The organism is Actinomycetaceae bacterium MB13-C1-2, from assembly GCA_035621235.1.
Taxonomy (GTDB): Bacteria; Actinomycetota; Actinomycetes; order Actinomycetales; family Actinomycetaceae; genus Scrofimicrobium.
Genome location: CP141731.1, coordinates 672,539 through 698,540, shown reverse-complemented (window position 1 = coordinate 698,540; position 26,002 = coordinate 672,539). Strand labels below are relative to the sequence as shown.

General features: G+C 56.0%; 22 protein-coding genes. 7 read left to right on the top strand and 15 right to left on the bottom strand.

The features are described from left to right. Nucleotides 1-36: 36 nt before the first annotated feature. On the bottom strand, nt 37-492 hold the full coding sequence (locus tag U6G28_03105) for a RidA family protein (protein ID WRS30693.1): 456 nt from the start codon (nt 490-492) through the stop codon (nt 37-39). A 231-nt stretch (nt 493-723) separates the two neighbouring features. Here U6G28_03105 and U6G28_03100 point away from each other — a divergent pair, with 231 nt between their 5' ends. Next, nucleotides 724-939: a cold-shock protein gene (locus U6G28_03100; GenBank protein WRS30692.1), complete on the top strand. Its 216-nt coding sequence runs from the start codon at nt 724-726 to the stop codon at nt 937-939. A gap of 215 nt (nt 940-1,154) precedes the next feature. Here the strand turns inward: U6G28_03100 and U6G28_03095 are convergent, their stop codons facing one another. Further along, complete coding sequence (locus tag U6G28_03095) at nt 1,155-2,492, bottom strand: glycoside hydrolase family 125 protein (protein ID WRS30691.1); 1,338 nt, start codon at nt 2,490-2,492, stop codon at nt 1,155-1,157. Nucleotides 2,493-2,631: 139 nt separating this feature from the next. Here U6G28_03095 and U6G28_03090 point away from each other — a divergent pair, with 139 nt between their 5' ends. From U6G28_03090 to U6G28_03075, 4 genes are all read left to right on the top strand, one after another. Continuing rightward, entirely contained in the window at nt 2,632-3,633 is a 1,002-nt protein-coding gene (locus U6G28_03090) for a sugar ABC transporter permease (GenBank protein WRS30690.1), read from the top strand. Nucleotides 3,634-3,664: 31 nt separating this feature from the next. Next, entirely contained in the window at nt 3,665-4,555 is an 891-nt protein-coding gene (locus tag U6G28_03085) for a carbohydrate ABC transporter permease (GenBank protein WRS30689.1), read from the top strand. A 58-nt stretch (nt 4,556-4,613) separates the two neighbouring features. Beyond that, a complete protein-coding gene (locus U6G28_03080) occupies nt 4,614-5,936 on the top strand; it encodes an extracellular solute-binding protein (protein WRS30688.1) in 1,323 nt (440 codons plus the stop codon). A 183-nt stretch (nt 5,937-6,119) separates the two neighbouring features. Next, nucleotides 6,120-7,145: a LacI family DNA-binding transcriptional regulator gene (locus tag U6G28_03075; GenBank protein ID WRS30687.1), complete on the top strand. Its 1,026-nt coding sequence runs from the start codon at nt 6,120-6,122 to the stop codon at nt 7,143-7,145. Between the two features lie 67 nt (nt 7,146-7,212). Here the strand turns inward: U6G28_03075 and U6G28_03070 are convergent, their stop codons facing one another. The 5 genes from U6G28_03070 to U6G28_03050 form a co-directional block, all read right to left on the bottom strand. Next, nucleotides 7,213-8,337, bottom strand: a complete 1,125-nt coding sequence (locus U6G28_03070; protein ID WRS30686.1) for a glycoside hydrolase family 172 protein — start codon at nt 8,335-8,337, stop codon at nt 7,213-7,215. A gap of 286 nt (nt 8,338-8,623) precedes the next feature. Continuing rightward, nucleotides 8,624-10,594 carry an ABC transporter ATP-binding protein gene (locus U6G28_03065; protein WRS30685.1) on the bottom strand — a complete coding sequence of 657 codons (1,971 nt, stop codon included), beginning with the start codon at nt 10,592-10,594 and terminating at the stop codon, nt 8,624-8,626. Continuing rightward, on the bottom strand, nt 10,594-12,324 hold the full coding sequence (locus tag U6G28_03060) for an ABC transporter ATP-binding protein (protein WRS30684.1): 1,731 nt from the start codon (nt 12,322-12,324) through the stop codon (nt 10,594-10,596). The genes U6G28_03065 and U6G28_03060 overlap by 1 nt, the downstream gene beginning before the upstream one ends. 78 nt (nt 12,325-12,402) lie before the next feature. Then, on the bottom strand, nt 12,403-13,212 hold the full coding sequence (locus U6G28_03055) for an ABC transporter permease (protein WRS30683.1): 810 nt from the start codon (nt 13,210-13,212) through the stop codon (nt 12,403-12,405). Beyond that, nucleotides 13,209-14,129, bottom strand: coding sequence for an ATP-binding cassette domain-containing protein (locus U6G28_03050; GenBank protein WRS30682.1), 921 nt, complete (start codon nt 14,127-14,129; stop codon nt 13,209-13,211). The genes U6G28_03055 and U6G28_03050 overlap by 4 nt, the downstream gene beginning before the upstream one ends. 91 nt (nt 14,130-14,220) lie before the next feature. Here U6G28_03050 and U6G28_03045 point away from each other — a divergent pair, with 91 nt between their 5' ends. After that, nucleotides 14,221-14,814: a CDP-alcohol phosphatidyltransferase family protein gene (locus tag U6G28_03045; GenBank protein ID WRS30681.1), complete on the top strand. Its 594-nt coding sequence runs from the start codon at nt 14,221-14,223 to the stop codon at nt 14,812-14,814. Nucleotide 14,815: 1 nt separating this feature from the next. Here the strand turns inward: U6G28_03045 and U6G28_03040 are convergent, their stop codons facing one another. From U6G28_03040 to U6G28_03020, 5 genes are all read right to left on the bottom strand, one after another. Further along, nucleotides 14,816-15,547, bottom strand: a complete 732-nt coding sequence (locus tag U6G28_03040) for a LytR C-terminal domain-containing protein (GenBank protein WRS30680.1) — start codon at nt 15,545-15,547, stop codon at nt 14,816-14,818. 52 nt (nt 15,548-15,599) lie between these two features. After that, nucleotides 15,600-17,027, bottom strand: a complete 1,428-nt coding sequence (locus U6G28_03035; GenBank protein ID WRS30679.1) for an MATE family efflux transporter — start codon at nt 17,025-17,027, stop codon at nt 15,600-15,602. A 277-nt stretch (nt 17,028-17,304) separates the two neighbouring features. Continuing rightward, nucleotides 17,305-18,921, bottom strand: coding sequence for an FGGY-family carbohydrate kinase (locus U6G28_03030; GenBank protein WRS30678.1), 1,617 nt, complete (start codon nt 18,919-18,921; stop codon nt 17,305-17,307). A gap of 112 nt (nt 18,922-19,033) precedes the next feature. Then, a complete protein-coding gene (gene araA, locus U6G28_03025) occupies nt 19,034-20,539 on the bottom strand; it encodes an L-arabinose isomerase (protein ID WRS30677.1) in 1,506 nt (501 codons plus the stop codon). Continuing rightward, entirely contained in the window at nt 20,536-21,273 is a 738-nt protein-coding gene (locus U6G28_03020) for an L-ribulose-5-phosphate 4-epimerase (protein ID WRS30676.1), read from the bottom strand. Before U6G28_03020 ends, araA begins: the two co-directional genes overlap by 4 nt. Nucleotides 21,274-21,382: 109 nt before the next feature. Here U6G28_03020 and U6G28_03015 point away from each other — a divergent pair, with 109 nt between their 5' ends. Next, nucleotides 21,383-22,258, top strand: a complete 876-nt coding sequence (locus tag U6G28_03015; protein WRS30675.1) for an aldose-1-epimerase — start codon at nt 21,383-21,385, stop codon at nt 22,256-22,258. A gap of 46 nt (nt 22,259-22,304) precedes the next feature. Here U6G28_03015 and U6G28_03010 read toward each other — a convergent pair whose 3' ends face one another. From U6G28_03010 to U6G28_03000, 3 genes are read right to left on the bottom strand one after another with little or no spacing between them, the layout of a single operon-like run. Beyond that, the gene (locus U6G28_03010) at nt 22,305-23,390 is read right to left on the bottom strand and encodes a hypothetical protein (GenBank protein ID WRS30674.1); all 1,086 of its coding nucleotides are present in this window, start codon (nt 23,388-23,390) and stop codon (nt 22,305-22,307) included. Then, nucleotides 23,387-24,442 carry an ABC transporter permease gene (locus tag U6G28_03005; protein ID WRS30673.1) on the bottom strand — a complete coding sequence of 352 codons (1,056 nt, stop codon included), beginning with the start codon at nt 24,440-24,442 and terminating at the stop codon, nt 23,387-23,389. The genes U6G28_03010 and U6G28_03005 overlap by 4 nt, the downstream gene beginning before the upstream one ends. After that, the gene (locus tag U6G28_03000; GenBank protein ID WRS30672.1) at nt 24,439-25,968 is read right to left on the bottom strand and encodes a sugar ABC transporter ATP-binding protein; all 1,530 of its coding nucleotides are present in this window, start codon (nt 25,966-25,968) and stop codon (nt 24,439-24,441) included. The genes U6G28_03005 and U6G28_03000 overlap by 4 nt, the downstream gene beginning before the upstream one ends. Nucleotides 25,969-26,002: the final 34 nt, after the last annotated feature.

Genomic DNA, 26,002 nt, shown 5'->3' with positions numbered 1-26,002 from the left:
AGGCAGAGGGTCACCCACCGTTGCCGACGCTGGACGCTAGATTAGAGCAAACTCGACCTCGACCTCGACCGTCGCGTTCAGAGGAAGCGCTGCTACGCCCACTGCCGAGCGAACGTGTGGGACGCCGAATATCTCCATAAGGATCTCGGACGCCCCGTTAGCGATTTCAGGTTGGGCAAAAAAGCCGTCTGTGGACGCCACATAGACAACGACTCGTACAACGCTCTCGAGGTTATCGAGCCCTCCGGCTGCTGCGGCTGCGGCTGCGAGTGCGTTCAGTGCAGCCTGACGGGCTGCCGCCTTGGCTCGTTTGTTGGTCACCGCTACGGTTCCGCACAAACCCTCGGAAACCAGTGAGCCGTCTAGAAACGGGAGTTGGCCGGATGTGCGTACTACTCCGCGGTCGACCAGCGCGGGCACATAAGCGGCTACCGGCGTGGGAACTTCCGGTAGCTCAATCTCGAGCTGTGCCAGTTTTTCTTTGACAGACACGGTGATCAGCCCCTTCAGACTTGCGTTCTCCCCAGGTAGGGATGAATGGAGTTCCACACCGAATGTTACGCTGCAGGTGTTTCTCGGGGATAAATGCGCTACCGTATATGCCGTAGTTACCTTTCCAAAGAAGTACTGATCGGGAAGACCCGCGGTGCAACAGAAGAAGCGTTATTACCGCCGGTCCCGCCGGGACTGGCTGCAACCGCGGTAAAGAAAAGAGAATTCCGCATGGCAGATACCATGACTGGTGTCGTGAAATGGTTCAATTCGCAGAAGGGCTTCGGCTTCATCACTCCTGATGATGGTTCCGCCGATGTCTTCGCGCACTACAGCAACATTGAGGGTTCGGGCATCCGTAACCTGTACGAGGAGCAGAAGGTCCAGTTCCGCGTTGAGAATAGCCCCAAGGGCCTTAGCGCAGTTGAGATCGTAGCGATCGACTAGTAGAGATCGTAAAGAAGGGCGGACTCTGGTAAATACCAGGTCCGCCCTTCGTGCTACTGGAAGGCTTTCGCAGGGGTCCGCGTCCGTAATTCTCGGTCCGTGACTCTAGAGCCTAAGCGGGATGGACCTTTCAGTCCGGCTATTCCGTGGCTCATTGAGCGAATGACAAATACGTGTCCCTTTAAGGGGCAATATACCGGAAGGACCCGGAGTACCTAGTTCCCGCTCCACTTTGGAAAATACTCGGCAATCTCGATTCCCACGGACTTCATAACGAGTTCGGCGTACATCGCATTCGCCCAACCGAACCACGGACGCGTGTAGGACTTGGGGTTGTTTGGGTCGAAGCTCTCATGCATGTACTCGGTTCCGCCAGTGGTTTCGGTGAGAGTCGTAATTGCTTGCGAGAGTTCGTCCTCGGTCCCGGTGAGGCCCTGAGTTGCGATAGCTATTGGCCAGATGTATCCGGGCGGGGTGTGGGCGCTTCCTACTCCACTTGCCGACGTTCCCTGGTAGTAATAAGGATTATCCGGCGAGAGCACCCATCTCCGGGTCGACTCGTAGATCGGGTCAGTCTGCCCCAGCCAGCCGGTGAGAGGTAGCCCTAGGAGGCTGGGCAAGTTCGCATCGTCCGCGAACAGAGCGCCGCCGAGACCATCCACTTCATAGGCGAGTATCGTGCGGTCATCTCGCTCAAGTAGCCCGTGATCAAGAATCCCACGATGAACACGCTGCGCAATGCGCAAAACTCTTTGGGCAAATGCCTCATCATTCCAGACTTCGCTCGCAATCTGCGCCAAGCCCCCGAGCGATGCCACGGCCATCGCGTTCGCCGGAATGTGGTATCCAAACTCACATCTGTCATCAGAAGGTCGGAATCCAGACCAGATCATGCCGGTCTTGGCGGTTGGATCGCCCTTTCCGTCGCATGGAAGCGAGTCGGTACTAAACGGTCCGTATAGACGCAGGAACTGGTAGTTGGAGGCAGCGTGATCCTGTTCTAGCTCCATAAGTTGAAGGATGGTCTCGGCCATCGTCCGAAACTCGGCGTCTAGATGCTCCGTTGAATCGGATGCGCGCCAAATTGCGTAACCAAACTGAAGTGGGGCACAGATCGAATCAAGTTCAAACTTTCTCTCCCAGACCCAACTACCTGGGGCCGGGACATCCGACGTTTCGCCCGTCGCTCCGGTTGGCCCATCGTTAAACGCGTTGGCATAGGGGTCAATTTGGATGCAACGCTGTTGACGACGGAGAACGCCGGTAAGGACTTCGCGCACTTTCGGATGCCGGGCTAGTGGAAGGTATGGTCGCATTTGCGCGACACTGTCGCGAAGCCACATCGCCGGGATGTCTCCTGTACGAACGAAAATCTCGGGCGCACCCGGAGCCGACTCTTTCGAGACGCTGATTGCACTCGACCACGAGTAGGCAAGACAGTTCTGGAAGACGCGGGCCACTAAAGGGTTCGTGCTATAACGAGCCGACACTAGCTGAGATAACTCGAATATCTCGCTGTCAATAGAGGGCAAGACTTCTTCGTGTTCGTTCATTCTGTTGACTCCCATCGGGCCACGGTGGTATAAATAGCGACAACAGTGGAAACGTTACCATATAAAGTATGGAAACGCTTCCATATCTGTTGTCAGAGTCGCATCGAGGCGGTGGGGCAAGAGTGAATGGGAAACCAGCGTGACATCCGAATCTAGGACATCGGTGGAAGTAACAACCGAGCAACAGTCGAGTCATTCGAGCAAAGACAAGGATCTTTCATCCGAAAGTCGCGCACGGGCGCGCGCAATAGCAAATAGGGACCTAAAGCCAGCGCTGTTTTTCTTGGCGCCGGCTTTGGTGGGCTGTGCGGTATTTGTGGTCTACCCGCTGATCAGCGCGATTGTCTTATCACTGACCGACTTCAACGGCATCACACCGCCGGAGTTTGTCGGAATAGAAAACTTTCGTCGTCTGTTTACGACTGACCCCTCATTCATTTCATCACTGAAGGCAACGGGATATCTTGTTTTGCTCTACGTGCCGCTATCCATAATCCTCGGACTGCTACTCGCACTGTTTGTGAATGTACGGCTTCCAGCGGTCTCATTTGTGCGCACGATACTCTACCTTCCTGCAGTGCTGCCGATTGTGGCGACGGTGACGCTTTGGAAGTTTATTTTCGACCCGCAGGTGGGACTCGCAAACCAGATAATCGGAGCACTCGGGCTTCCTGAACAACAGTGGCTAAGTAACTCGGCAACGGCGATGCCCTCGATTGTTTTGGTCATGCTTTGGGGCATCGGATCAACCATGGTGATTATGCTCGCGGCGTTGCAGGCGGTCCCCAGAGAAATCTATGAAGCCGCGATGATCGACGGGTCGGGGTCGATCAGAATGTTCTTCCAGATCACCCTACCGTCGATTGTTCCCATCCTTATCTTGCAGTTTGTGATGCAGCTGAATGCGGCCATGCAGACGTTCGTTCAACCACGAATACTCACTCAGGGTGGACCCGGATGGGATACGACGACGCTCATGCTTTCTATCTACGATCACGCATTTCCAACCATGGGACGAATCCCAGAGCTTGGATTTGCTACAGCCCAAGTCTGGGTACTTTTTGCCATAGTTGTTGCAGTTTTGGCTGTCTCAGCGCGATTCATGAAGATTTGGAAGTACGACGATGCCGTCCAGTACTAGACGCAACGTTCCACCATCGGAGGCCAAGACGATGTCTAAAACGGCGAGCTCGGGAGACGAGCTAAGGAAAGCAGCCAAGCGAAAGAAGCGAGGAAAATCGGCAGCCTGGTACGCGACGGCGCTGCTCCTCTGTTCAGTGATGGTTCTACCGCTCTTGTGGATGATAACTATCGCGCTGAAGAGCTCCTCCGCAGTGTTTGAGGTTCCACCGTCGTTCTTCCCTAAAGAGTGGACGTGGAGCAACTTTGTCACCGGGCCCGAGCTAATCGGTTTCCCTAGACTTTTGCTCAACACCTTCATCATCACGGGACTGTCCGTGTTTGGTGGAGTCATGTCGTCCATGATGGCCGGGTATGCGCTAGCGAGGCTCAGGTTTCGAGGGCGAAAGCCGTTGTTCTACATTTTCGTTGGTTCAATGCTATTGCCTGGAGTAGTGGGAATCATTCCTTTGTTCCAATTGTTTAGGGATATTGGCTGGTACGATACCTGGCTGCCGTTGATTGTCCCCGCGTTCTTGGGGGGAAATCCGCTCTTCATTTTCCTCGCGCGGCAATACTTTTTGGCCGTCCCGATGAGCATTGATGAGGCGGCAAAAGTGGATGGCGCGGGGCACATTCGCACGTTCTTTTCGATCATGCTTCCCATGACAAAGCCGGCCTGGATCGCCATGGCAATACTTGCGTTCCAGGCTTCCTGGAATGACTACCTGAATCCGTTGGTGTATCTCAACTCTTCGGAAAAGTGGACGTTAGCTCTGGGCATGTCCTCGTTCATTGATGCTTTTGCCGCGCAGGCTCCGGACTGGTCGAAGTACATGGCAACGAACCTGCTTTACATGCTTCCGCCCCTACTACTGTTCCTCTTTGCTCAGAAGTACTTCATCCAGGGGCTTAGCTCGCTTGGGAACACAACACAGAAATAGGAAATAGACACCCGCGATATGGAGGGTGTTGAAACATGAGAATCAAGGAAGAAGGATCATGAAAGACAAGAGGTTAGGCGTAGCGTCTATTGTCGCGGCCGCTCTCGTGGCGACGTCTTTGACTGCCTGCGGCGGTGGATCATCAGCGCAATCTAAGGCTTCGGATAATGCAGGAAGTGAAGCGGGTGGAGCCAAGAAGGTCGTCAAATATATGACCTGGGAATCTGCCGAGACCAACACCATCTTCGATGAGGTTGTTGAGGAACTCTGGGATGACCCTGACGTGACGATTGAGCGAGTCAATGCACCTTCGGGTGACTACGGGGACAAACTCGGCTCGCTTGCACAGGCGCAGAATTTGCCGGACATTTTCTGGTGCGGAAACGACACGGCCATCCAGTACTCACAACTTGGCATACTGGTTGACTGGACTTCATATCTTCAGGGAAAGATGACTCCAGAAAGTCTCGGCGGGTTGGAGCGCTGGACCACTGACAACGGAATCGGCGGTGTTCCGTCGTTGAGAAACGTGTTCGGGGTTTGGTACAACGCTGATCTGTTTGAAGAAAATGGTGTTCCACTACCTGAGTCGGGCTGGAACTGGGACGATCTCTACTCGGCGGCAGGCGCCCTAACCGGGGCGGGCGGATCCAACTTCGGCCTAACGACCGACATGTACGTAACACTGGATGGTCCGTTCGCAATGGGGACCTACTCAGTATCTTCGGGCGGCCAGGGAATCGTGAATGACGTAAATGCCCCAACGACAGTTCAGGCCGACGAATACTATGTGGAGGGGGTAACCAAGCTTCGTGATGCTATTGCCGCTGGTTACGTGGCTCCTCCAGATTACGATGTCAGCAACACCACCTCGCTCTTCGCCGCGGGAAGCCAGCCCATGATGATCGGTGGACAATGGCAGGCCCAGGCGTTGACGAACGATGCTCCTGATGTCAACTGGGCGTGGGTGCCGCTTCCTCACGAGAAGATTAAGACGACTCTCTACGACGCCATCGGAATGTGCACTCCAACCACAACGGCAAGTACAGATGACACCTACAAGGTTGTTGAGTTCCTCAACACTGAGGTGATCCCCGAAGTAATGTCCCGTACACCCGTCGCCCCTCCTGCGTTCCAGCCGGGACAACAGGCATACTTTGATTCTCTCGAAGAGATGGGGGCTACCTCCGTTATTGAGACGTTGGAGTACAGCTTGAACGCCGACGAGTACGTCAGCCTCCGACTGACAACCCCCTACGCCTCCCAGGCGAATGATCTGACAGTGGCAACCTACTTGCCCATCCTGAAGGGGGACAAGCCGGTAAGTGATCTGTCCACGTATGTCGATCAGTTCCAGGCGTTGGTGGATGCAAACCAGTAGCGTCACTACGGCCGTAAAACAGAAACGACCGTGAGCGGAGGGCCGCAGTGTTCCAGTTGATGCTGCGGCCCTCAGCCGATTCTTTGTCAACTTTGCGCAGACTCCAGTGACGCTCGCGTCGGGACGCTACGCTGTTTCTTACGTAGAGGTTGCAACTGAGGCACCTTAAGAGGGAGTGAGCAAATGAGTGGCTCTCCGACAATGAAGGATGTCGCCAGACTCGCGGGTACGGGCTTAACCACGGTGTCTAGGGTTGTAAACGAATCCGGGCCCGTTGGTGACGAGACGCGAAAGCGTGTCTTAGACGCGATCAGTGAGCTTGACTATCAGCCGAACGAGATCGCCCGTGCACTAAGACCCGGGCAGCGTTCCCGAACTATCGGCCTGAAGCTAGGTGACTTGACCAACCCGTTCTGGTCACACCTCGCAGCGGGTGCAATCAAATGCAGTCGTAGGCGTGGATACGCCGCATTGATCGGAACGTCCGACGAGAGTCCTGAGGTTGAGCGCAGGAGCATAGACGACCTGCTCTCGCACAAGGTTGCTGGACTCATCTTGTCTCCGGACGCAAATGACTCACGTCAGCTACTAGAGCTGCGGCACGACAGTTCTGTGCCGCTGGTTCTAGTTGACCGTCCCAGCCCAGAACTCAATTCGGACACCGTCGTGTTTGACAACATGGAAGGCGGTTTCTTAGCTGCCGAACACTTGATCAAGCACGGACACTCAAGGATTGCGGTTCTCGTGGCACCGTCGTACTACACCACGGGTCTCAGACTACGGGGATACCGTAAAGCCCTGCGTGAACACGGGATCACGGCCGATAGCGACCTGGTAGTTCGTCTTAGTTCAGGAAGTGTCACTCAGGCCGAGGAGGCGATGAGTCGCCTTCTGCGCCTCCCAGAGCCACCCACTGCGGTTTTCACGACGACAAACTTCATGACGGAGGGTGCACTGCTTTCCATGCATCACTCAAACAAGGAAGTAGCACTGGTCGGCTTCGACGACGTTCATATGGCCGAGTTGCTGAGACGCCCAGTGACCGTGGTCGCGGCGGACACATCAGTCCTAGGCGCGACGGCTACTTCGATGCTTATAGACAGGATCGAGGGAGATGACTCGCAGCCGCGAAGAGTGGTGATTCCCGTACGACTGATCCCGCGAGGAAGCGGGGAGTTGTCGCCTGAGTTTGTGTCCAGTCAGTTCTAGCCGCCGGACCGACTTCTTCCGGCGGCTCTTGAGGCGATTGAGATACGCCCGCATCTAGAACTTCTTTCTACCTTGGCGGAGTTGCTCCGAGATCGGGAGCGGGCGCCGCTCCGAGGTGAATCTCCATCTCATCGGCAGTGGGGGTCTCACCGCGCGCCGCTGCGGGGGAATCAAGGTAGAAGTAGGCGGTGGAGGCGATGTCGTCCCTCAACGGTAGATAACGGCCGCCACTGCGCCAGCCGAGAGCTTGTACTTCCACTCGAGGAAGACCCTTGTTGAAGTTGATCGGATCTGGGATATGGAATCGATACATTCCAAAGCGCTGTTGGGAGATATAGAGTCCGTCGGGCCGAATGACCTGTGGCATTCCAAGATAGAGGGTTGAGAACTCCGTATACCCTTTTCCTGGAACGTCGAAATTCCAGGCCCCTCCGAAGTAGTCTTCGGTACCTGTTCCGCAGATCGTTGGGTACTCGTTGTCATCATCGAGGAAGAATTTCACTTCCCCCTCGCCCCACCAGCCATTCGAGTTAACACCCCAGGCCATGTAGGTTCCTACATACTGGCCGCGTCCCTTGATCCCCTCAAGGATGACGTGCGGAGTTCGCTCTTCAAGTGGGTTGGATCTACGCCACTGTGCGTGAAGATATCCCTCCTGAGAGTAGTCCCCGCCCACTTCGTAAGTGATTTGAAAGTAGATCCGAGCGTCGACGGGGGATGTATTTTCAATTGTCAGGCGAGCATTCTCGCGAAATGGCATGGGCCAGTACGAGTTGAAGCCCCCGTGTGGGTTCGTCACGATCGGTTGTGAGTTAACCTGGGTAAAGACCCCCCAACCGTTGCAAAAGAAGTCTCCATACGGAACTTCGATTGCGGGTTCATCGGCGTTGTCCCAGTAGGCGCGAAGTATCAGAGATCGCCAATGGTCAGTGTGGGTGGTGGCCCAGATGTGCGTTATTTTGCCCGGGGTCTTTATATCCGCAAGCTCAAGAGTCTCACCGGCCTTAACGTCTACGCTCGGTGATATCTTCCATCCCACGCCCAAGTCTCGCGCGCAGGAGGCTCCTGTTCCCTCCGTAGCCATTCCGCCTTTGCCTGGGCTTCCATCGAAGTTTTCCGGTGAAATGGAGCGTGTCTGAACGGTCCTTAGAGCGCTGATGGTAGATAAGTCATTTCCAATAGGAGTCATCATTGGGGCTGTCCTTTTGCTCAAACCTCATCAGGGGATGGGTCGGTACGGAATATGCTCCAAACGTTGTGTTCCCAACGGTGGAAGCGTTTCCATAGAAGCTATCATTTTGGCGAGGCGAGTGTCAAAGGCGTCCGGTGGCCTCGGATGCGATGCGAGCAGCTCTGTCGCTGTTGTCGGCCGAGGACTTTCTGGCGTGTCTCGTTGGTCCGGTGAACCAAACACAAATGGTTCACCGGACCCTGACTGCAGATGATGGGCCGGGTGATGCCTCGGCCTGGACTGATTCTTAGTGCGCGCCCTCGAACTGAGAGTTGTACAGCCTGTAGTACGCGCCCTTCTTTTTGATCAGTTCCGAGTGGTTGCCCTGCTCGACTATGTCACCATTCTCCATGACAAGGATCAGGTCAGCGTCGCGAATGGTTGACAGCCGGTGGGCGATCACGAACGAGGTTCGTCCCTTCTGCAGGGCCGCCATCGCCTTCTGCAACAGCCTCTCGGTGCGAGTATCTACCGACGAGGTCGCCTCGTCCAAGATGAGAATCGACGGCTCAGCAACAAACGCGCGAGCAATCGTCAAAAGTTGGCGTTCACCGGCCGAGAGATTCGCGGCGTCCTCATCTAGCTGGGTTTCGTATCCCTGGGGCAACTGGCGAACTAGACGGTCAACGTAGGTGGCCTTTGCGGCCTGAACCACCTGTTCGTGAGTGGCCTCCTCGTTCCCGTATCGAATGTTTTCTTCAATAGTTCCGGCAAACAGCCAGGGATCCTGCAGCACCATTCCGGTTCGACGGCGCACGTCGTCCCGCTTCAAATCGGCGATATTCTGGCCATTGACGGTAATCTTTCCGCCCTGAAGCTCATAGAACCGCATTAGCAGGTTCACCAGTGTTGTCTTACCTGCGCCCGTCGGCCCGACAATGGCTACAGTCTGACCCGGCTCTACCGTGAAACTCAGGTCTTCAATGAGGGGCTTATCGGGGGAGTAGCTGAACTTCACGTGATCGAACTTGATCCGTCCCTGACCAGGTGCGGGCTCTGGAGCATCCGGATTGTCCGGGGTCTGTTCTTCGGCGTCAAGCAACTCGAAGACACGTTCGGCTGACGCTACCCCTGACTGGACGGACGAGGCCATTCCACCAAGCTCTGATAGTGGCTGGTTGAACTGCTGGGCGTACTGGATAAACGCCTGTACGCTCCCTAGAAGTAGGGTCCCCCCAGCAACCATCACTCCGCCGACAACCGCGATCCCAACGTAGACGACATTCCCCACAAAGGTCATGGAGGGCATCATTAGTCCGGACAGCACCTGGGCACGGAATGAAGCTTGGTAGAGTTCTTCGTTCTCGGACTCGAAATCCTCTTCGAACCGTTGCTGCTGTCCGAATACCTTGACTAGCGAGTGGCCAGAGAAGCTCTCTTCGACCCTGGTGTTAATACGCCCGACCTTCAGCCACTGCATGTTGAATGCCTTCTGCGCCTTCGGTCCGATGATGCCGAAGATGATTCCTAGCAACGGCAGGGAAATCAGGGCGATCAGCGTCAGTTTCCAAGAGATGGTGAGCATCATTATCACGACACCAATTACCGTGAACACCGATGTGATGGCACCTGAGAGAGACTGCTGCAACGTGTTAGTCATGTTGTCCACGTCGTTGGTGACTCGAGAAATCAGGTCACCGCGGCGGGCCTTGTCGAAATAGGACAGAGGCAGGCGGTTGATCTTGTCTTCAATCTCGCCCCTGACCTTCCACATGGCGCGTACCATCACGCGGTTGAGGATGTAACCCTGGAGCCAGGACAAGGCGGCGGCCAGTACGTAGAGAATCAGTACTAGCATTAAGATTCTTCCCAGTGCCGAGAAGTCAACACCGGCCCCGGGGACCACATTCATCTTCTCGATCATCGCCACCATGTCGGTTTCACCCGCGGCTTTGAGTGCCTCAACTGCTTGGTCGGTGGTCATGCCCTGAGGAATCTTGTTTGAAATGTACCCAGAGAACAGAACGTCTGTTGCCTGACCCAGTATCTTCGGGGAGATAACCGTGAGAACGACGCTCGCGGCCCCAACGATCGTGACGATAGTCAGCCGAATCCAGTAGGGCTTAAGCAGTCCGAGCATCCGTCCAAACGATGGCCAGAAGTTCTGTGCTTTGCGGGAGACTCCCTCACCGTGACCGGCTTCAGCGCTCATTGCTGCTGACTCGGCCAGCTCGATGGCCTCGTCCTCTGTAACTGGCGTGGGTTCGATATTGGCCATCACGCCACCTCCGCTGCAAGCTGGGATTCAACGATTTCGATATAGGTCGGACAGGTCTGTAACAGTTCCTGGTGCGTGCCAGCACCGACAATGCGACCGTCGTCCAGAACCAGAATTTGGTCGGCATCAGTGATGGTCGAGATCCTCTGCGCGATCACAATCTTGGTCACGTCTGGATACGACTTCCACAGTGCGTCCCTCAGCCTCGCGTCCGTCGTTAGGTCCAGGGCCGAGAATGAGTCGTCAAACAGGAGGATTCCGGGTGTCTTTACCAGGGCTCTCGCGATCGATAGGCGCTGACGCTGTCCGCCGGAGACGTTGGTGCCACCCTGGGAAATCGCTGCCTCTAGTTCGCCGTTCATTTTCGAGACGAAATCCTCGGCCTGGGCCACTCGTAGCGCATGCCAGAGTTCATCGTCAGTGGCATCCTGTTTTCCGAACCTGAGATTAGAGGCAACGGTTCCACTAAACAGCATTGGTTTCTGAGGAACCAACCCAATGGAGTTCCAGAGCGAATCAAGATCTTGGCGACGTACGTCCACCCCACCGACCAGAACCATTCCCTCCGTTACGTCGGTCAGACGAGGGATTAGGTTCATCACCGTAGTCTTGCCTGCTGCCGTAGAGCCAACTATCGCCGTAGTTTTTCCTGCTGGTGCGAGGAAAGAGACGTTTGAAATAACGGGTTCCTCCGCGTCGGGGAAGGTGAAGGAAACGTCGCGGAACTCAACAACACCTGGTTCTGGTTGCACGAGTACGGGGTTCTCAGGGTTCTTGAGCGTCTCCTCCGAGTCAAGAACCTGGGTAATACGATCCGCAGATACAACTCCGCGAGGGACCATCATCGCCATGAACGTCGCCATGACTATTCCGAACAGAACCTGCATGATGTACTGCATCAGCGCCATGACGGAGCCGACCTCAAGCGTTCCCTCGTTCACGCGAACCGCCCCGAACCAGAAAACGGCGATGACGGTGACGTTCATTACCAGCATGACTAGGGGGAACAACAGAACAAACATTGACCCAATGTTTCGCCCGACAACCAAAATATCCGTGTTTGCAACCAGGAATCTCGCGGCCTCAACGCGCTCTCGCACGAAAGCACGAATGACGCGAACCCCGGTCAGTTGCTCGCGCATGACCCGGTTGATGGAGTCAAGCTTTTCTTGGAACTCGCGGAACAGAGGAATCAGCCGCAGCATGATGGCGCCCGCCAGGAGCAGGATGACGGGCATCGCAATTGCGATGATCCAAGACATCTGAACGTCTTGTCGTAGTGCCATGATGATGCCGCCTATCGACATTAACGGTGCCATGACAAGCATGGTCGACCCCATCATCACCAGCATCTGAACCTGTTGAACGTCATTCGTGTTGCGCGTGATCAGTGAGCCGGGACCAAACTGGTTCAGTTCACGCTGTGAGAAGCCACTGACCTTTGTATAGACAGCATTTCGCAGGTCGCGCCCCATTGACATTGAGGCCTTCGCAGCCAAGATTAGGGACAGCGCAGAGGCGACGATCTGGATGAATGACGCTATGAGCATCACTCCGCCGTGCCGCCAGATCAATCCGACATCTCCAACGGCCACACCCTTATCGATGATCTGCGCGTTCAGGGTTGGCAGATACAGGTTAGCGATGACCGAGATCATCTGAAGGACAACAACACCAACCATGTACCACTTGTATGGGCTCAGGTAACGAACCAGAAGTCTCCACAGCATAAGGGCACCTTTCCGTCGATGTTTGAGACTACTGCCTCAGACCCTAGAAAGTCGCCTCCGTTGATACTTCTCACGCGACTAGTCGACGTCTGCCCTCCAGCGGGTGAGCCATCCAACGACTAGTAGGAGGGCGGCATACCCAACCAGCACTAGGCCTCCCGCCCACCAACTCAGTCCGTCGTAGCCGCCGGCGGAGGTGATGGCCGAGTAGAAGCTTGCCCCGGTGAACGAGTCGGATGCGGCGCCCGGCAGGTAACCAACGATGTTTCCCACCACTTTGTTGAATGCACCAGCCATGCGTGCAATTGGCTCAATGAACTGAGTGAAGACGATGACGATGACAATGGCGGCTGCCTGGTTTCGCACCAGAATCCCTATACCGACGCCGATGGTCGCCCAGATTCCCATTGCGATGACAGCGCGAAGAAACATGAGCCAGGTGCTTCCCTCGCCAAGGCCCGTATTGAAACCTGCGTGTGCCAGGAAGAATGAACTGGACAGGACCGCTGCTGCCAGGGCCGCGATTCCGTAGAACACTCCCATGATCGACTGCGTAACGACCTTCGCAGCCAGGACCGCATTTCGGCTACCGTTCCATACGAATGTCGAACTGAGCGTGTGATGTCGGTACTCAGAGGTTATCGACAGAGCGCCGATCAGGACGGGAAACAGATAGGCGATAGTAGGGCCAAGAGTGTAGATGTACTGAGCCAGTTCAGAGCCGGGGCCGTCCACGCCCATGTCGTCCAAGCCCAAGCCCACCAGTGCGCCGACCAGCCCGGCGGTAAATGCCACATACAGCACCATTACCAAGCCCAGGATCCACCATGATCTGGTGGTGAAAATCTTCTTCCATTCTCCCTTAAGTGCGCTTGTAAATCGTCTCATTGGAGGCCTCCAACCGCGTCCATGAACAGCTCTTCCAAGCCGGAGGTTCGCTCGCTCAAGTGAGAAAGGGGGACGCCTGCACGAAGTGCCACCTGCCCGACTGCAACTACGGACGATCCTTCAACGCTCACGCGCGCGACCGGTGCCAGCCCATCCCGGGGTTGTGTCAGCGAGACCGTGAGTCCCGCACCACTAAGTGCGTCCCAGAGGGCCTCAGGATCAGGGGAGTCAACAAGGACAACAGATTCGCGCATTGCCTCGAGCTCTTGAACAGACCCAGCAGCGACCAACTTACCTCGATTGATGATGACCACGTCGTGGGCCATGACCTGAATTTCCCCTAGCAGATGGGAGGAAAGCAGTACCGTTCGCCCCTGCGCCGCGAACTCGCGAAGGAATTGGCGGAGCCAGCGAATCCCCTCCGGGTCTAGCCCGTTAGCAGGCTCATCAAGAACGAGGATTTCTGGATTGCCGATCAGTGCGGTGGCGAGTCCGAGTCGCTGAAGCATTCCCAGCGAGTACTGCCCCATCCTTCTGTCGGCAGATTCCCTCATGGAGACTAGCTCGAGGAGATCATCGATTCGCTCAGTACCGGTGTTGCCCTCGGCCGCTGCCACCAGCATGTGGTCACGACCTGTCCGTCCGGGATGAAAGCTCCTTGAGTCAAGGTGTGCTCCGACGGTGTTCATTGGGTTTTCTAGCTCTGAGTAGCGTCGCCCCTTGATGCGAGTGGTGCCCAAGGTCGGCCTAATTAGGTCAAGCAGAATCCGAAGAGTTGTGGTTTTTCCTGCTCCGTTCGGACCAAGGAAGCCGGTTACTCTCCCGGGCATAACGTCAAAGGAGAGGTTATCAACGGCGAGTACGGATCCGAATTTCTTGGTCAGATTCTGCACCTGAAGTGTGGGTTCTGTAGTCATTCATCTTCCCGGCGGAGGACTAGTAGAGTTTTAATCGTAACAAGACCGGCCAGTACGCCAACGTTTGTTCCACCTATACAGTCAGGAAGATATGAGTAGCCAACGTATCGAGGACTATCCGATCTGGACAATCCCCAACACCATCTCGTTCCTGCGTCTAACAGTGTTGCTACCGCTATCCCTGGGCCTTCTTGCATCCGCGCACTATGGCTGGTCTCTGGTTGCGCTGTTCTTTTGGGGAATCTCGGATGCTCTTGATGGCTACTTGGCACGAAGGCTGGATCAGATGTCCCCTCTTGGGGCAGAACTCGATCCGATATCTGACCGTTTCTCAATACTAATAATCGCGGTTGCACTGGTTTTCGGGGGGTTGCTTCCCTGGTACCTATTCTTAGCCATGCTGGCTGTTGACGGGTTTCTTTTTGTGTTAGCTCTGCTATGGTTCGGAGGTTATCCAACAGTCAGTGTCAATTTCATGGGCAAAATGAGGACAGCACTTTTGATGCTTGGCCTTCCGATGCTAGTGCTGGCTGCCGCATTGGGTAGTGAGCCTTTGCGAGTCGTGGCGCTCGGTCTGGTCTGGGTCGGGGTTGTTGGCCATGTCCTCACGGGAATCAGCTACGTGGCTGAAATGGTGAAGATCCGAGCCGAAGGTAGACAGAGACAGAGCGAGCTTCCCGTCTAACCTACCCTTCTGGCGCCTCTTCCTTAGCGGCTTCCTCTGCCTCTCGTTGCTCTATCGCGGATTGTTGCCAGTCAAGGAGATTTTCTGGTACGTCCCATCCGCCAGTTGGTTCTGCGACTGGCAGGCAGCCGTCTGCGGGAACCAATGCGAAGCTGTTATTAATGATGGCTTCGGTTTCTTCAGCTGTCGGAATACCCCCGAAGCGTTCACCGATGAGGATGGTAAGGGTTTTGTCCTCACTAGCATTGAGCTTTATGCGGGTGTCAGGACCGAAGAATCGGGCGATGGTGTACGCAGCATCGACGCCTCGCGGCCCCGTCTCAATCTGGACCGATCCGCGATAGAGGTCGGAGTTGCCTGTGGCACCGACGTAGTAGCCGAGATTATGTAGGTAGGTTGCGACAGTACCGGCAAGACCTGTCTGCTGCGTTGTGTTGTAGACAAGCACTTGCACGTCATCCGTCGCAACAGGTCTGGCTCCGTCGCTAGGGCACGGGGTGTTACCCGGTTCGGCATACTCCACAGTGCGGTGGAAATCAGGCTCGACGGGAAATGCAAATGACCCCTGGAGCGCTAGATAGCCGAGTACGAACGCTGCGCCCAGCCCTAGGATCGACGACCCAAAGATTATGGTCTTGCGCCTGGTTCGAGCGCGGCGGTACTGCTGACGCGGAGAGATTTCTACGTACCCGGGCGTCGGCACTTGTCGCCCCTCGTCCTGGTAGTCACTCACCCCTATAACTTACTTCAAAACTCCGATGGGCGACCACGTCGAGAGGTGAACCTCAGCCCGCGCAGAGCACTTCTTCGTGGCTGGGCGACGAAGCTTCGTCGCGCTCGCCCTCGAGGTCTGTCTCGTGCCTACGCTCTGCGGCAAGCTCCGCTTCCCGTGCCAGGTTTCTACGGGCGCGAATCCAGGCGGGAACTAGCATGCATATCGCACCGATCCACGCGAGTGGACTGGCAATAGCGATCCCGGTGAACCCCATAGATCCCGCAAGTACGATTGCCGCGGTGACCCGCATCGCTAGCTCAAGGAATCCGCTGATAGTTGGCACCATGACTCGCCCAAGACCCTGAAGCGCACCGCGAGTGGTAAACAGAATTCCTAGGATAAAGTAGGCCACCCCGTTTAGTACGAGGTACTCGTGCGACATCGCGATCACATTTGAATGTCCAGTTCCAACAAACATTCTGACGATAGGTTCACCGAAGGTGATTAGTGTGACCCCGAGCAAAAGGCCCGTCGCGATGGAGATCCCTACTCCTTGTCGGACCCCCTTCATTATCCGATCTATCTTGTGTGCTCCGAAGTTTTGAGCCACGTATGTAGATACTGCCAGTCCGAGCGACGCAAGGAAGGCAGATGCTAGGCCGTCGACCCGCATAGCGGTGGTGTAAGACGCGACCGCTTCGGCCCCAAGCATGTTCAAACGGACTTGAACGGACAGGGTACCAATCGCGATGATTGATGATTGGAAGCCCATTGGAAGGCCAATGCGCAGATGCTCGCCGATAACATGCCGAGATTCAGCCCACTCTTCGCGGCGAACGTGAAGTTCCGGAACGGCCTTGTGAACGTATCCAAGACAGAGCGCAACCGAGACCAACTGGGCGACGACCGTGGCTCCAGCAGCACCGCCGATTCCGAAGTCCAGGTACTGCACGAACAGGATGACCAGAGCAATATTGATCAAACAGGAAGTGACCAGGAAGACCAGGGGAGGGCGTGAGTCGCCTCTGGCACGGATGATCGCCGACAAGTAGTTGAAGTACATGACCGCAACGCATCCGGCGAAGCTAATGGTGGCGAACGTGGTCGCATCGTCGAGCAACTCAGGGGGAGTCTGCATCAGTGTCAGTAGGTCACGCGAAAAGAGAGTACCCACAACGGTGACAAGAACAGTTGTCAAGCCTGTCAGGATGGTTCCCGCAGCAACCGAGAGCCGTACCGCCTTCATGTCTCCGGCTCCAAAAGCCTGAGCGGTGGGGATAGCGAAACCTGTGGTCATGCCCCATGCGAAACCGATTAGGAGGAACATCATTGCGCCAGTGGCCCCGACCGCGGCGAGAGAGTTAACACCTAGATGCTGGCCAACAACCATCGCATCGATCACTTGATATAGCTGCTGCACTACGTTGCCGATTAGCAACGGCACAGCAAATATTACGATGACCTTCCAGGGTGTCCCAGAAGTCAAGTTCTTAGGCATGCTTGTCAGAGCTCCGCGAATGACGAAACGGGTGGGGCTAGTTGGGTGAGCGCTGCACTGGTTACCTGGTTCCTTAGCCGGCCCACCGGCCTCGAACCTGCTGGCTCCAGGTGGTCCGGCGCTGAACCATCCAACAAGCTTACTCCCGCGTCAGCGGTGGTTATAAGAGGGAGAAGATGACGGTCCGGTCACGTTTTTGTGCTTCCCGGGAACGGCGTCTCCGGTTGCCCGAAAAGCAGTCTACGGCCGTCGAAGTAGCGATCTAACATAGCTGGGGCTATAGCTGGCACCCGGCTACTTCCTGGACGGGAATACCGCGACGGTAGAGTTCCATGAACCGGTTGAAACCCTCAACCTGTTCCTCATGCGGATGAACGATCGACCCTTCACCATCGGTAAACACTGTGGTTGCAAGGAACTCGGGAAGGGACTCGGTGAATCCAGATGACACCATACTGCGGTACAAAGCAAGTATCGCGATCCCCCAAGCGCCCCCCTCGCTCGCTGTCTCGGCGACGGCAACGGGGACGTTCAGCGCGTCAGACATTACTTGTTGACCAACGACGGGCGTCTTAAACAGGCCACCATGAGCGAATAGCTGGTCAACCGCGACGCCCTCGTCCAAGGTCAAGATATCCATTCCGACGCGCAGAACACCAAATATCGACATCAGCTGAGTACGCATAAAGTCTGGGAGCGTGATCTTGGAGTCGGGTAGACGGGCAAACATCGGTCGTCCCGCCTCAAGGCCAAGAACTGGTTCGCCCGACAGGAAGTTGTACGCCACTAGCCCGGCTCCATCCGGGGAACCCTTGAATGCCTGGTCGTACAACAGATCATAGGCTTGGGACTTCGAGACATCGACTCCCGCCGCTGCCGCGAACTGTCGGAACACGCCAACCCACTGGTCCCACTCAGAAGTTCCGTTGTTCGAGTGGACCATTGCAACCGGTGCACCATCCGGGGTGGTGACCATGTCAAGTTCTGGGTGAAGTTTTGCCAGGGCCCTCTCAAGAACGACCATTGCAAAGATCGACGTTCCGGCAGAGACGTTTCCGGTACGAGGCGCTACCGCGTTCGTTGCCACCATTCCGGTACCCGCGTCACCCTCTGGTGGGCACATCGGACAGCCGGGTTCAAGGGTTCCGGTGGGGTCGAGCAGCGCCGCCCCTCTTGCAGTGAGCGTTCCGGCATCATCCCCAGCGACGAGAACCTTGGGAAATACTTCGTGAACCGACTTCGTGAAACCTTTTTCAGTGAGCAGGTTCTGAAGGGTTGCTAGCCGGGCGGCATCGTAGTCCATCGTCTCGGAGTCAATCGGAAAGACCCCGGACGCGTCCCCAATTCCCAAAACGAAGCGGTCAGAGAGCTTTTCGTGGACCATTCCCGCCAGGGTGTTGATGCGCCCAACTTTTGTCAGGTGCTTTTCTCCGTTGAGAACAGCCTGGTAGAGGTGCGCGCTACTCCAGCGGTGAGGCAGGTTGAAGTTCAGCTTTGGTGACAACTCCTCGACTGCTTCGCTGGTATTGGTATTACGCCAGGTTCTAAACGGAACAAGCAGGTTGCCCTCTGCGTCGAATGCGAGGTATCCGTGCATCATCGCCGAGAAGCCGAGGCCAGCAAGCTTACGAAGTTCTACTCCGTACTCCGACTTAACCTTGGCGGCAAGGTCGGCGTACGAGGCCTGCACTCCCTCCCATATCATTTCCTCCGAATATGACCATAGACCGTCGATCAGCTGGTTCTCCCAGTCATGTGCTCCAGAGGCCAGGACGGTGGCATCGGGCGCGATCAAGACAGACTTGATTCGGGTCGAACCCATCTCAATACCGAGTGACGCATTCCCGGACTCAATGAGAGAGGCGCGGTTCTTGATTTCGGTTTCAGTAGTCATCGGGCAACTCCGTCCTGTTGGTTCTTCTATGTATGTAGCAATGCCACGGGGGACTCGAGAGCAGTCGGGCTCTAGCTGAACTGACTACTCTCGAACCTGTGGCCCGGCCCGTTTACACGCCGTTTGCGAGGTGGTAGTAGGCGTAGTTCCAGTGAATCTGATTTTTGAAGTCAGGGACTTTGGTGTCTTCGTCAATGACGAGGAGCTCAATACCGGAGAGTTCAGAGAGAATGCGGAACTCTTCAACGCCAACCGACGTGGTCAGTACCGTGTGGTGAGCTCCTCCCGAAAGCATCCAGCACTCGGCAGATACGTCCAGTGAAGGGGCAGGCTTCCAGACCGCATGAGCGACGGGCAGATTCGGCATCTCGGGAGCCTCAACGACCTGAACCTGGTTTGCGGTCAGACGCAAACGGGTTCCCATATCAGCCAGGGACACAACCAGGGCGGGTCCGGGGTCGGTCTGGAAGATGAGGCGCACCGGGTCTTCCTTCCCACCGATCCCGAGTGGCCTGATTTCAACCCTGGGCTTCGAGGTGGTCAAGGTGGGGCAGATTTCTAGCATGTGAGCGCCCAGAATCAACTCATCGCCCGCATCCAGGTTGTAGGTGTAGTCCTCCATGAGGGAGGCCCCGCCGGGTAGCCCCTCGCTCATCGCCTTGACGGCCCGAACCAGGATCGCGGTCTTCCAATCTCCCTCGGCCCCGAAGCCGTATCCCTCAGCCATCAGGCGCTGTACCGCCAGGCCAGGCAACTGCCGGAGCTCGCCTAGGTCCTCAAAATTAGTGGTGAACGCCTGCGCGTCACGGTCCTGAAGGAATTTACGGATCGCGACTTCCTGAGCGGCGGCATAACGCAACTCCTCATGCCGATCACCACCCTTACGAAGCTCGGCGGCGACCTGGTACAGCTCCTCATACTCCGCGCACGTAGCATCAATGTCCGTGTCGGAAACCCTACGGATTTCCTCGACCAGTTCGTTAGCCGACCAGGTCGAAACATTCACGCCAAGGACGCGTTCCGCCTCGGTCTTATCCCCATCAGTGACCGCAACATTACGCATATTGTCACCGAAACGAACCAGGTTCATCCCTCGCAGCGCACTCCAACCGGCACACGCCCGAGACCAGGTAGCAATCCGGGTCCGCACCCTCGCATCAGAGGCGTGACCAACTACGGTCTCCCGCGAAATACGCAGACGAGAAAGAATGTAGGCGTACTCACGATCCCCATGAGCCGACTGATTCAGGTTCATGAAATCCATGTCAATGGTTTCCCAAGGAATCTCCACACCCGACTGCGTATGCAGGTGCAAAAGGGGCTTGCCCAGAACGCCCAACCCGTTAATCCACATCTTCGCCGGACTGAACGTGTGCATCCACGTGATCACGCCGATCACGTCATCGTTAGCATTCGCCTCAAGAATCACCCGACGAATCGAATCAGAGTCCTTAACTGTCGGCTTCCAGACAATCGGCACCGGAATGTCACCAGCCCCATTGAGCTGGCCCACAACCTTCTTTGACTGGTCCGCAACCTGAACCAGGGTTTCCTCACCATAGAGGTCCTGGCTCCCGGTTAGGAACCAGATTTCCTTTCCTTCAAACGCACTCTTCATTTCGCTTCGTCTGTCCTTTCGCTGCTTTGCCCATAGACGTTCTGATACCGGTCGTAGAGAGAATCGATTTTGTCCTGTGGAATCGGAATCGGTGTTCCCAACGCTTGAGCGGCCCAGGTTGTCCGGGCCACCTCCTCAGTCATCGCGGCAGCCTTAACGGACGCGCGTGCGTCCTTCCCGATTGTGAAGGGACCGTGGTTCTGCATGAGGACCGCAGGACTACGAGATTCACTCAGTGTCTCCACAATTCCTCGTCCAATAGAATCGTCGCCGATGAGGGCGAACGGCCCGATCGGAACCGGACCCCCGAACTCGTCACCCATCATCGTTAGATGGCAGGGGATGGGCTTTCCCACCGCTGCGTATGCGGTGGCGTAGGTCGAGTGGGTGTGGGTCACTCCGCCAATTTCGGGCATGTGCCGGTAAACGTACGCGTGCGCCGCCGTGTCGGACGAGGGGGACCGATCACCAATCAGCAGGTTTCCATCTAGATCGCAGACCACCATGTCTGCGGGAGTCAGTTCGTCGTAGGCCACTCCAGAGGCCTTGATCACCAAGACATCGTCGGCGCCGTCTACGCCGCGGACTCGCTGGGAGATGTTCCCGGCCGTCCATACGACCAGCCCCCACTTGATTAACTCAGAGTGCAGGTCGCAGACCAGCCGTTGGGTCTGCGACACCGTCTGAGCCATTGCGGGTGACCAGCTTTCGGTCAACTCGTGTGTGTAGGGCATGAACTACTCCTTATCTGGTGCTCATGCACCGGTGTTTAGGCTGATAGCTTTGCTTTGGAAGTGTCTGGAAAGCGACCGTGGAGCAGGGCCACGGGAACAGGGAGATGACGTGAGCACACACAAAATCAGAGCCGGTGAGTACGAGGCTGTGGTGGTTAACGAGGGAGCGGGACTGGCCGCGCTTTCGCACGATGGGCGGGATCTGATCCTGTCGTATGACCTGGCTGAACGCCCGGCCGGATTCAATGGAAAGGTGTTGGTTCCTTGGCCAAATCGAATCAAAGGGGCGGTTTATACGTTCGAGGGTTGTGAGTACACCGTCCCAATGACCGAGCCCGATCGAGAATGCGCTCTGCATGGGCTTAAGTGCTGGGAGGAATGGGACACTGTGGCGACGACGGATCACTCCGTCACGCTGCGAACCGTGACTGAGCCCACCGACGGATATCCGTTCCGACTGGAGACTACGGTTACCTATGAACTGTCCGCAGACAGCGGTATCAGTATCGAAGTGACGACCATCAACACTGGCGATGTTCCGGCTCCTTACGGTACGGGAACACACGCCTATCTCACCTGTGATGGGGCGCTGGCCGACGAATGTGTGTTGACTCTTCCAGCAGCAGAAGTCTTGACCGTGGACCAGAACCTGATCCCGGTGGGCCACACTTCGGTTCAGTCCGAGGGACTGGATTTCAGGGAGGGAGACCTGATCGGCACAAGACAGGTCGATCATGCTTTTACTTCCCTTCCAAGTGGTGAATGGTCGGTGACTCTTAGTCATCCCGCCACCGGAATGACGGTTGTCCTCTCCTCGGACGAGGACTGGCTTCAGGTTTTCTCTGGCGACAATCAGGGTCGACGTGGAGTCGCGGTCGAGCCGATGACGTGCGCTCCGAACGCCTTCAACTCGGGCGAGGGACTGATTGTCCTGGCACCGGGCGAATCGAATACGCATCTTCTGTCAATCTCTGAGTTGGTGTAGAGGAGGGGTGGTTCCGTGCGCGAGGAGCGCGCGGAACCACCTGTCATTATGAAAGTGCGGGGGCCTTTTCTTGTTCTTTCTCGATTTCCGAGGCTGCGGCTTCTGAACCTCGTTCGCCTCCAGTGAGAGAGATCGCCCGCTGGAGCAGCACGAACACCAACAGGATGGCGCCCGTGATGATGGTTGTGGCGGCCGCGGGAACGTTACCGTCCCGAGTTATCAGCAGCTTTAGCACTCCAAGCACGAATACGCCTGCGACAGACCCGAGAACATACCCGGCACCGCCGGTAAGTAGCGTGCCACCGATGATCACTGCCGCGATGGCGTCGAGTTCCCAACCGACGCCTGTGATGTTCTGAGCATTGCCCACGGTTGTGGTGTAAACAAGTCCTGCCAGTCCGGCGCAGGTTCCCGACACCAAATAGACCAGAATCTTGGTCTTGTTTGCAGGAAGACCCATCAGTTCGGTCGACTGTTCTGAGCCGCCTAACCCGTAGACGGTCCTACCAAACCTCGTGTTGTGAAGCAGGAAGAATGCGATGATCACGACGGCGAGCGCAATCAGGATGTTGATAGAGATCGTTAGATCATTTTTCTTGGGCCCATCTATCAGCATGATCTTCGACGCCAGATCGAGCATTGGAGATTCTTTTGGAACACGCACTGGCTCGGTAGAAAGGATAGATGCGAGCCCGCGTGCCAAAAACATCGATGACAGCGTTGCGATGAACGGCTGAACGTTGAAGTAGGTGATAAGCATTCCCGATAGCAGACCGAAAAGGGTGCCGATCAAAACAATCGAAACTGCTGCGAGAGGCCACGGCACACCCGCCTGAAGGAGGAGTACTCCAGAGACGCTAGCGAATGCCAGAACCGCGCCCACCGAGAGGTCGATGCCACCGGTGAGGATTGCAAAAGTCATTCCTACGGCAAGTATGACCAGGTAGGCGTTGTTGTGCAGCAGACTTGAAAAGGTGTTCCAGGCAAAGATTTTTCCGTAAATCAGTTGGCCGCCAACTAGCAGTATCACTAATAGCACTACGGCCGCGATTGTTGGGTAAGTGGTTCTGGATACGCGGAATCCCGGCTTCGACGTCGTCTTCTGCTTGGCGACCTTCGTATCTGAACTCATGCTGCTACCACCTTCGCTTTATCGGAGTCTGCGGATTTCTTGTCATCCGACTGTCCAAGGTCTGGCCGCGAGAACCATCCGTGGATTCGGTCTGACTGAAGAATGCAGATGAAGATGATTACTAGTGCCTTGAAGGCAGGAACCGCCGCCGATGAGACGCCGAGGTATACGACTACCTGATTTAGTGCGGTAATGATGAAGGCTCCCAGTGTGGTGCCGGCAAGATTGAACTTCCCGCCCGCCAGTGAGGTGCCGCCTATGACGACCGCGAGGATTGCGTCCATCTCCATTCCAGAACCCGTGCCGCTCGAAGAGACCTCGACGGTGCCGATATAGGCGACTGAAAAGACTCCAGCTACGGCAGCTAGAAGACCGGAAAGCGCATAGACCATGAATAAGATTCGCCCCGATCGTATGCCTGCCATTTCAGCGGCGCGCGGGTTGATGCCAACGGCTTCGATTGACATTCCCAAGGCGGTCTTTCGGACTAATAGCACGACGATCAGAAGGATCGCCAGAGCCAGAAGGAAACCGACAGGAAAACCAAGAACTCGGCCCTGAGAGATCCAGTTGAAGGCAGGGGAGTTGCCAGCAGCATTTTTGCCCCCGGTGATCATGTTGGCGATGCCGCGACCCGCGAGCATCATGATCAGTGTGGTGATGAATGGCTGAAGTTTGATCACTGAGACCAGGAAGCCAGAGAACATGCCGCACGCCAGACCTACAACGAGTGCCAGAAGAACGGCGATGAGTGCCGCTCCGGGGGTATCTGGATTCGCAGAGTTCACTAGGAACTGCATGGATACTGCCCCGGCAACCGCCATTACCGAACCAACAGACAGGTCAATACCGCTAGTTGCAATAACCAGTGTCATTCCGACTGCGATCATCAGGATCGGTGGGACGAAGATGAATAGGTCGATAATCGGGCCTGTCAGTTTTCCGTTTGAGAATCCAATGGAAGCGCTCTGATTGTTGAGAAGAACGACGGCAACCAGAACGATCAGGACCAGGCTTGCCCAAAACAGCTGGTTTCGTAGCAGCTTTTTCACGCTGCCTCACCTCCTCCGGCGATGATTTGTACGATGGAGTCGACGGTGGTGTCTTCGGTGTTTTCGACTTCCTCCAAGGGCGCTCGATCCTTGAGAACTAGAATTCGATTGCTCAAACGAACCACTTCTTCTAGTTCAGACGAGATGAAAACAACGGACATTCCCGCATCGGCGAGCTCCTGAACGATGTCCATGATCTCTGCCTTAGCCCCGATGTCGATGCCGCGTGTTGGCTCGTCAAGCATCAGAACTTCCGGATTCGTTGCGAGCCACCTGGCAAGGAGCACTTTCTGCTGGTTGCCTCCCGATAGATTCTTGACCATTCGTTCTGGATCGGGCGGCCGAATATTGAGTTCCTCGATGTACTTGGCGCAGATCGCGTCCTGTTCTTTGCGAGGAATGGGGCGGGCCCATCCACGGATCGCTTGAAGCGCCAAGATAATGTTTTCACGGACCGTCAGATCTCCAACGATTCCTTCATCTCTCCGGTTCTCGGTGGAGTACGCGATCTTCTGCTTAAGCGAAATGGCCGGAGTGGACAGTTTTACCGGACTGCCATCCAAACTGATGCTTCCCTCGGTCGCCTTATCGGCACCATAGATGAGCTTTGCGAGCTCAGTTCGACCCGAGCCTAGAAGTCCGGCAAACCCGACAATGTCACCCCTGTAGAGCTCAAGATCAGTAGCCTTGAGGGTGCCTTTCTTCCCTAGCCCTATCACTTTGAGGCGTGGAGTTCCGCGGTCAATCTGCTCCGTGGAAACATCACGAGTCTCGGCGGCCCGCAGTTCTTTCATTTCTTTGCCAATCATTTTGGAGATCAGCTCAAAGCGGGGAAGATCTTTCGTGAGATACTCTCCGACGAGTTCGCCGTTGCGCAAAACGGTCATGCGATCAGAGATCTCGTAGACCTGGTCAAGGAAGTGGGAGACGAAGATAATTCCGACTCCCTGATCGCGCAGGTTGCGGATTACCTTGAACAGTCCGGCGACTTCGTTGTCATCGAGGCTAGAGGTTGGTTCGTCAAGAATAAGGACTTTGGACTTGACGACCATTGCTCGGGAGATTGCTACCAGTTGCTGTAGTGCAATTGGGATTGAAGAAAGGGGTGCGCGAGGATCAAGATGGTGCAGGTCCATGCGAGCCAGTGCCTCACTGGCGAGTTTGTTTGTCTTCTTCCAGTTGATGCCGAGGAGACCGCGGGCTTCGTGTCCAAGCATGACGTTCTCGCCGATGCTGAGGTTGGGAAGTAGGTTGACTTCTTGGTACACGGTGGCAACGCCGGCGGTCTGTGCTGCGGCGGTTCCGTCGAAGTGCACCTTTTCGCCAGCCATGTAGATCTGTCCGGCAGCAAGCTTATTGACTCCGGTCAGGGCCTTGATGAGGGTTGATTTGCCCGCGCCGTTCTCACCCATGAGCGCGTGCACTTCGCCCGGCAACAGGCGGAAGTCGACGTTCTGCAGGGCCTTCACGCCCGGGAATTCGACTGAGATGCCCTTCATCTCGATGATTGGTTGAGGTTCAGTCATGATCTCTCACTAGTAGAGCCGGGCAATAGTCCGG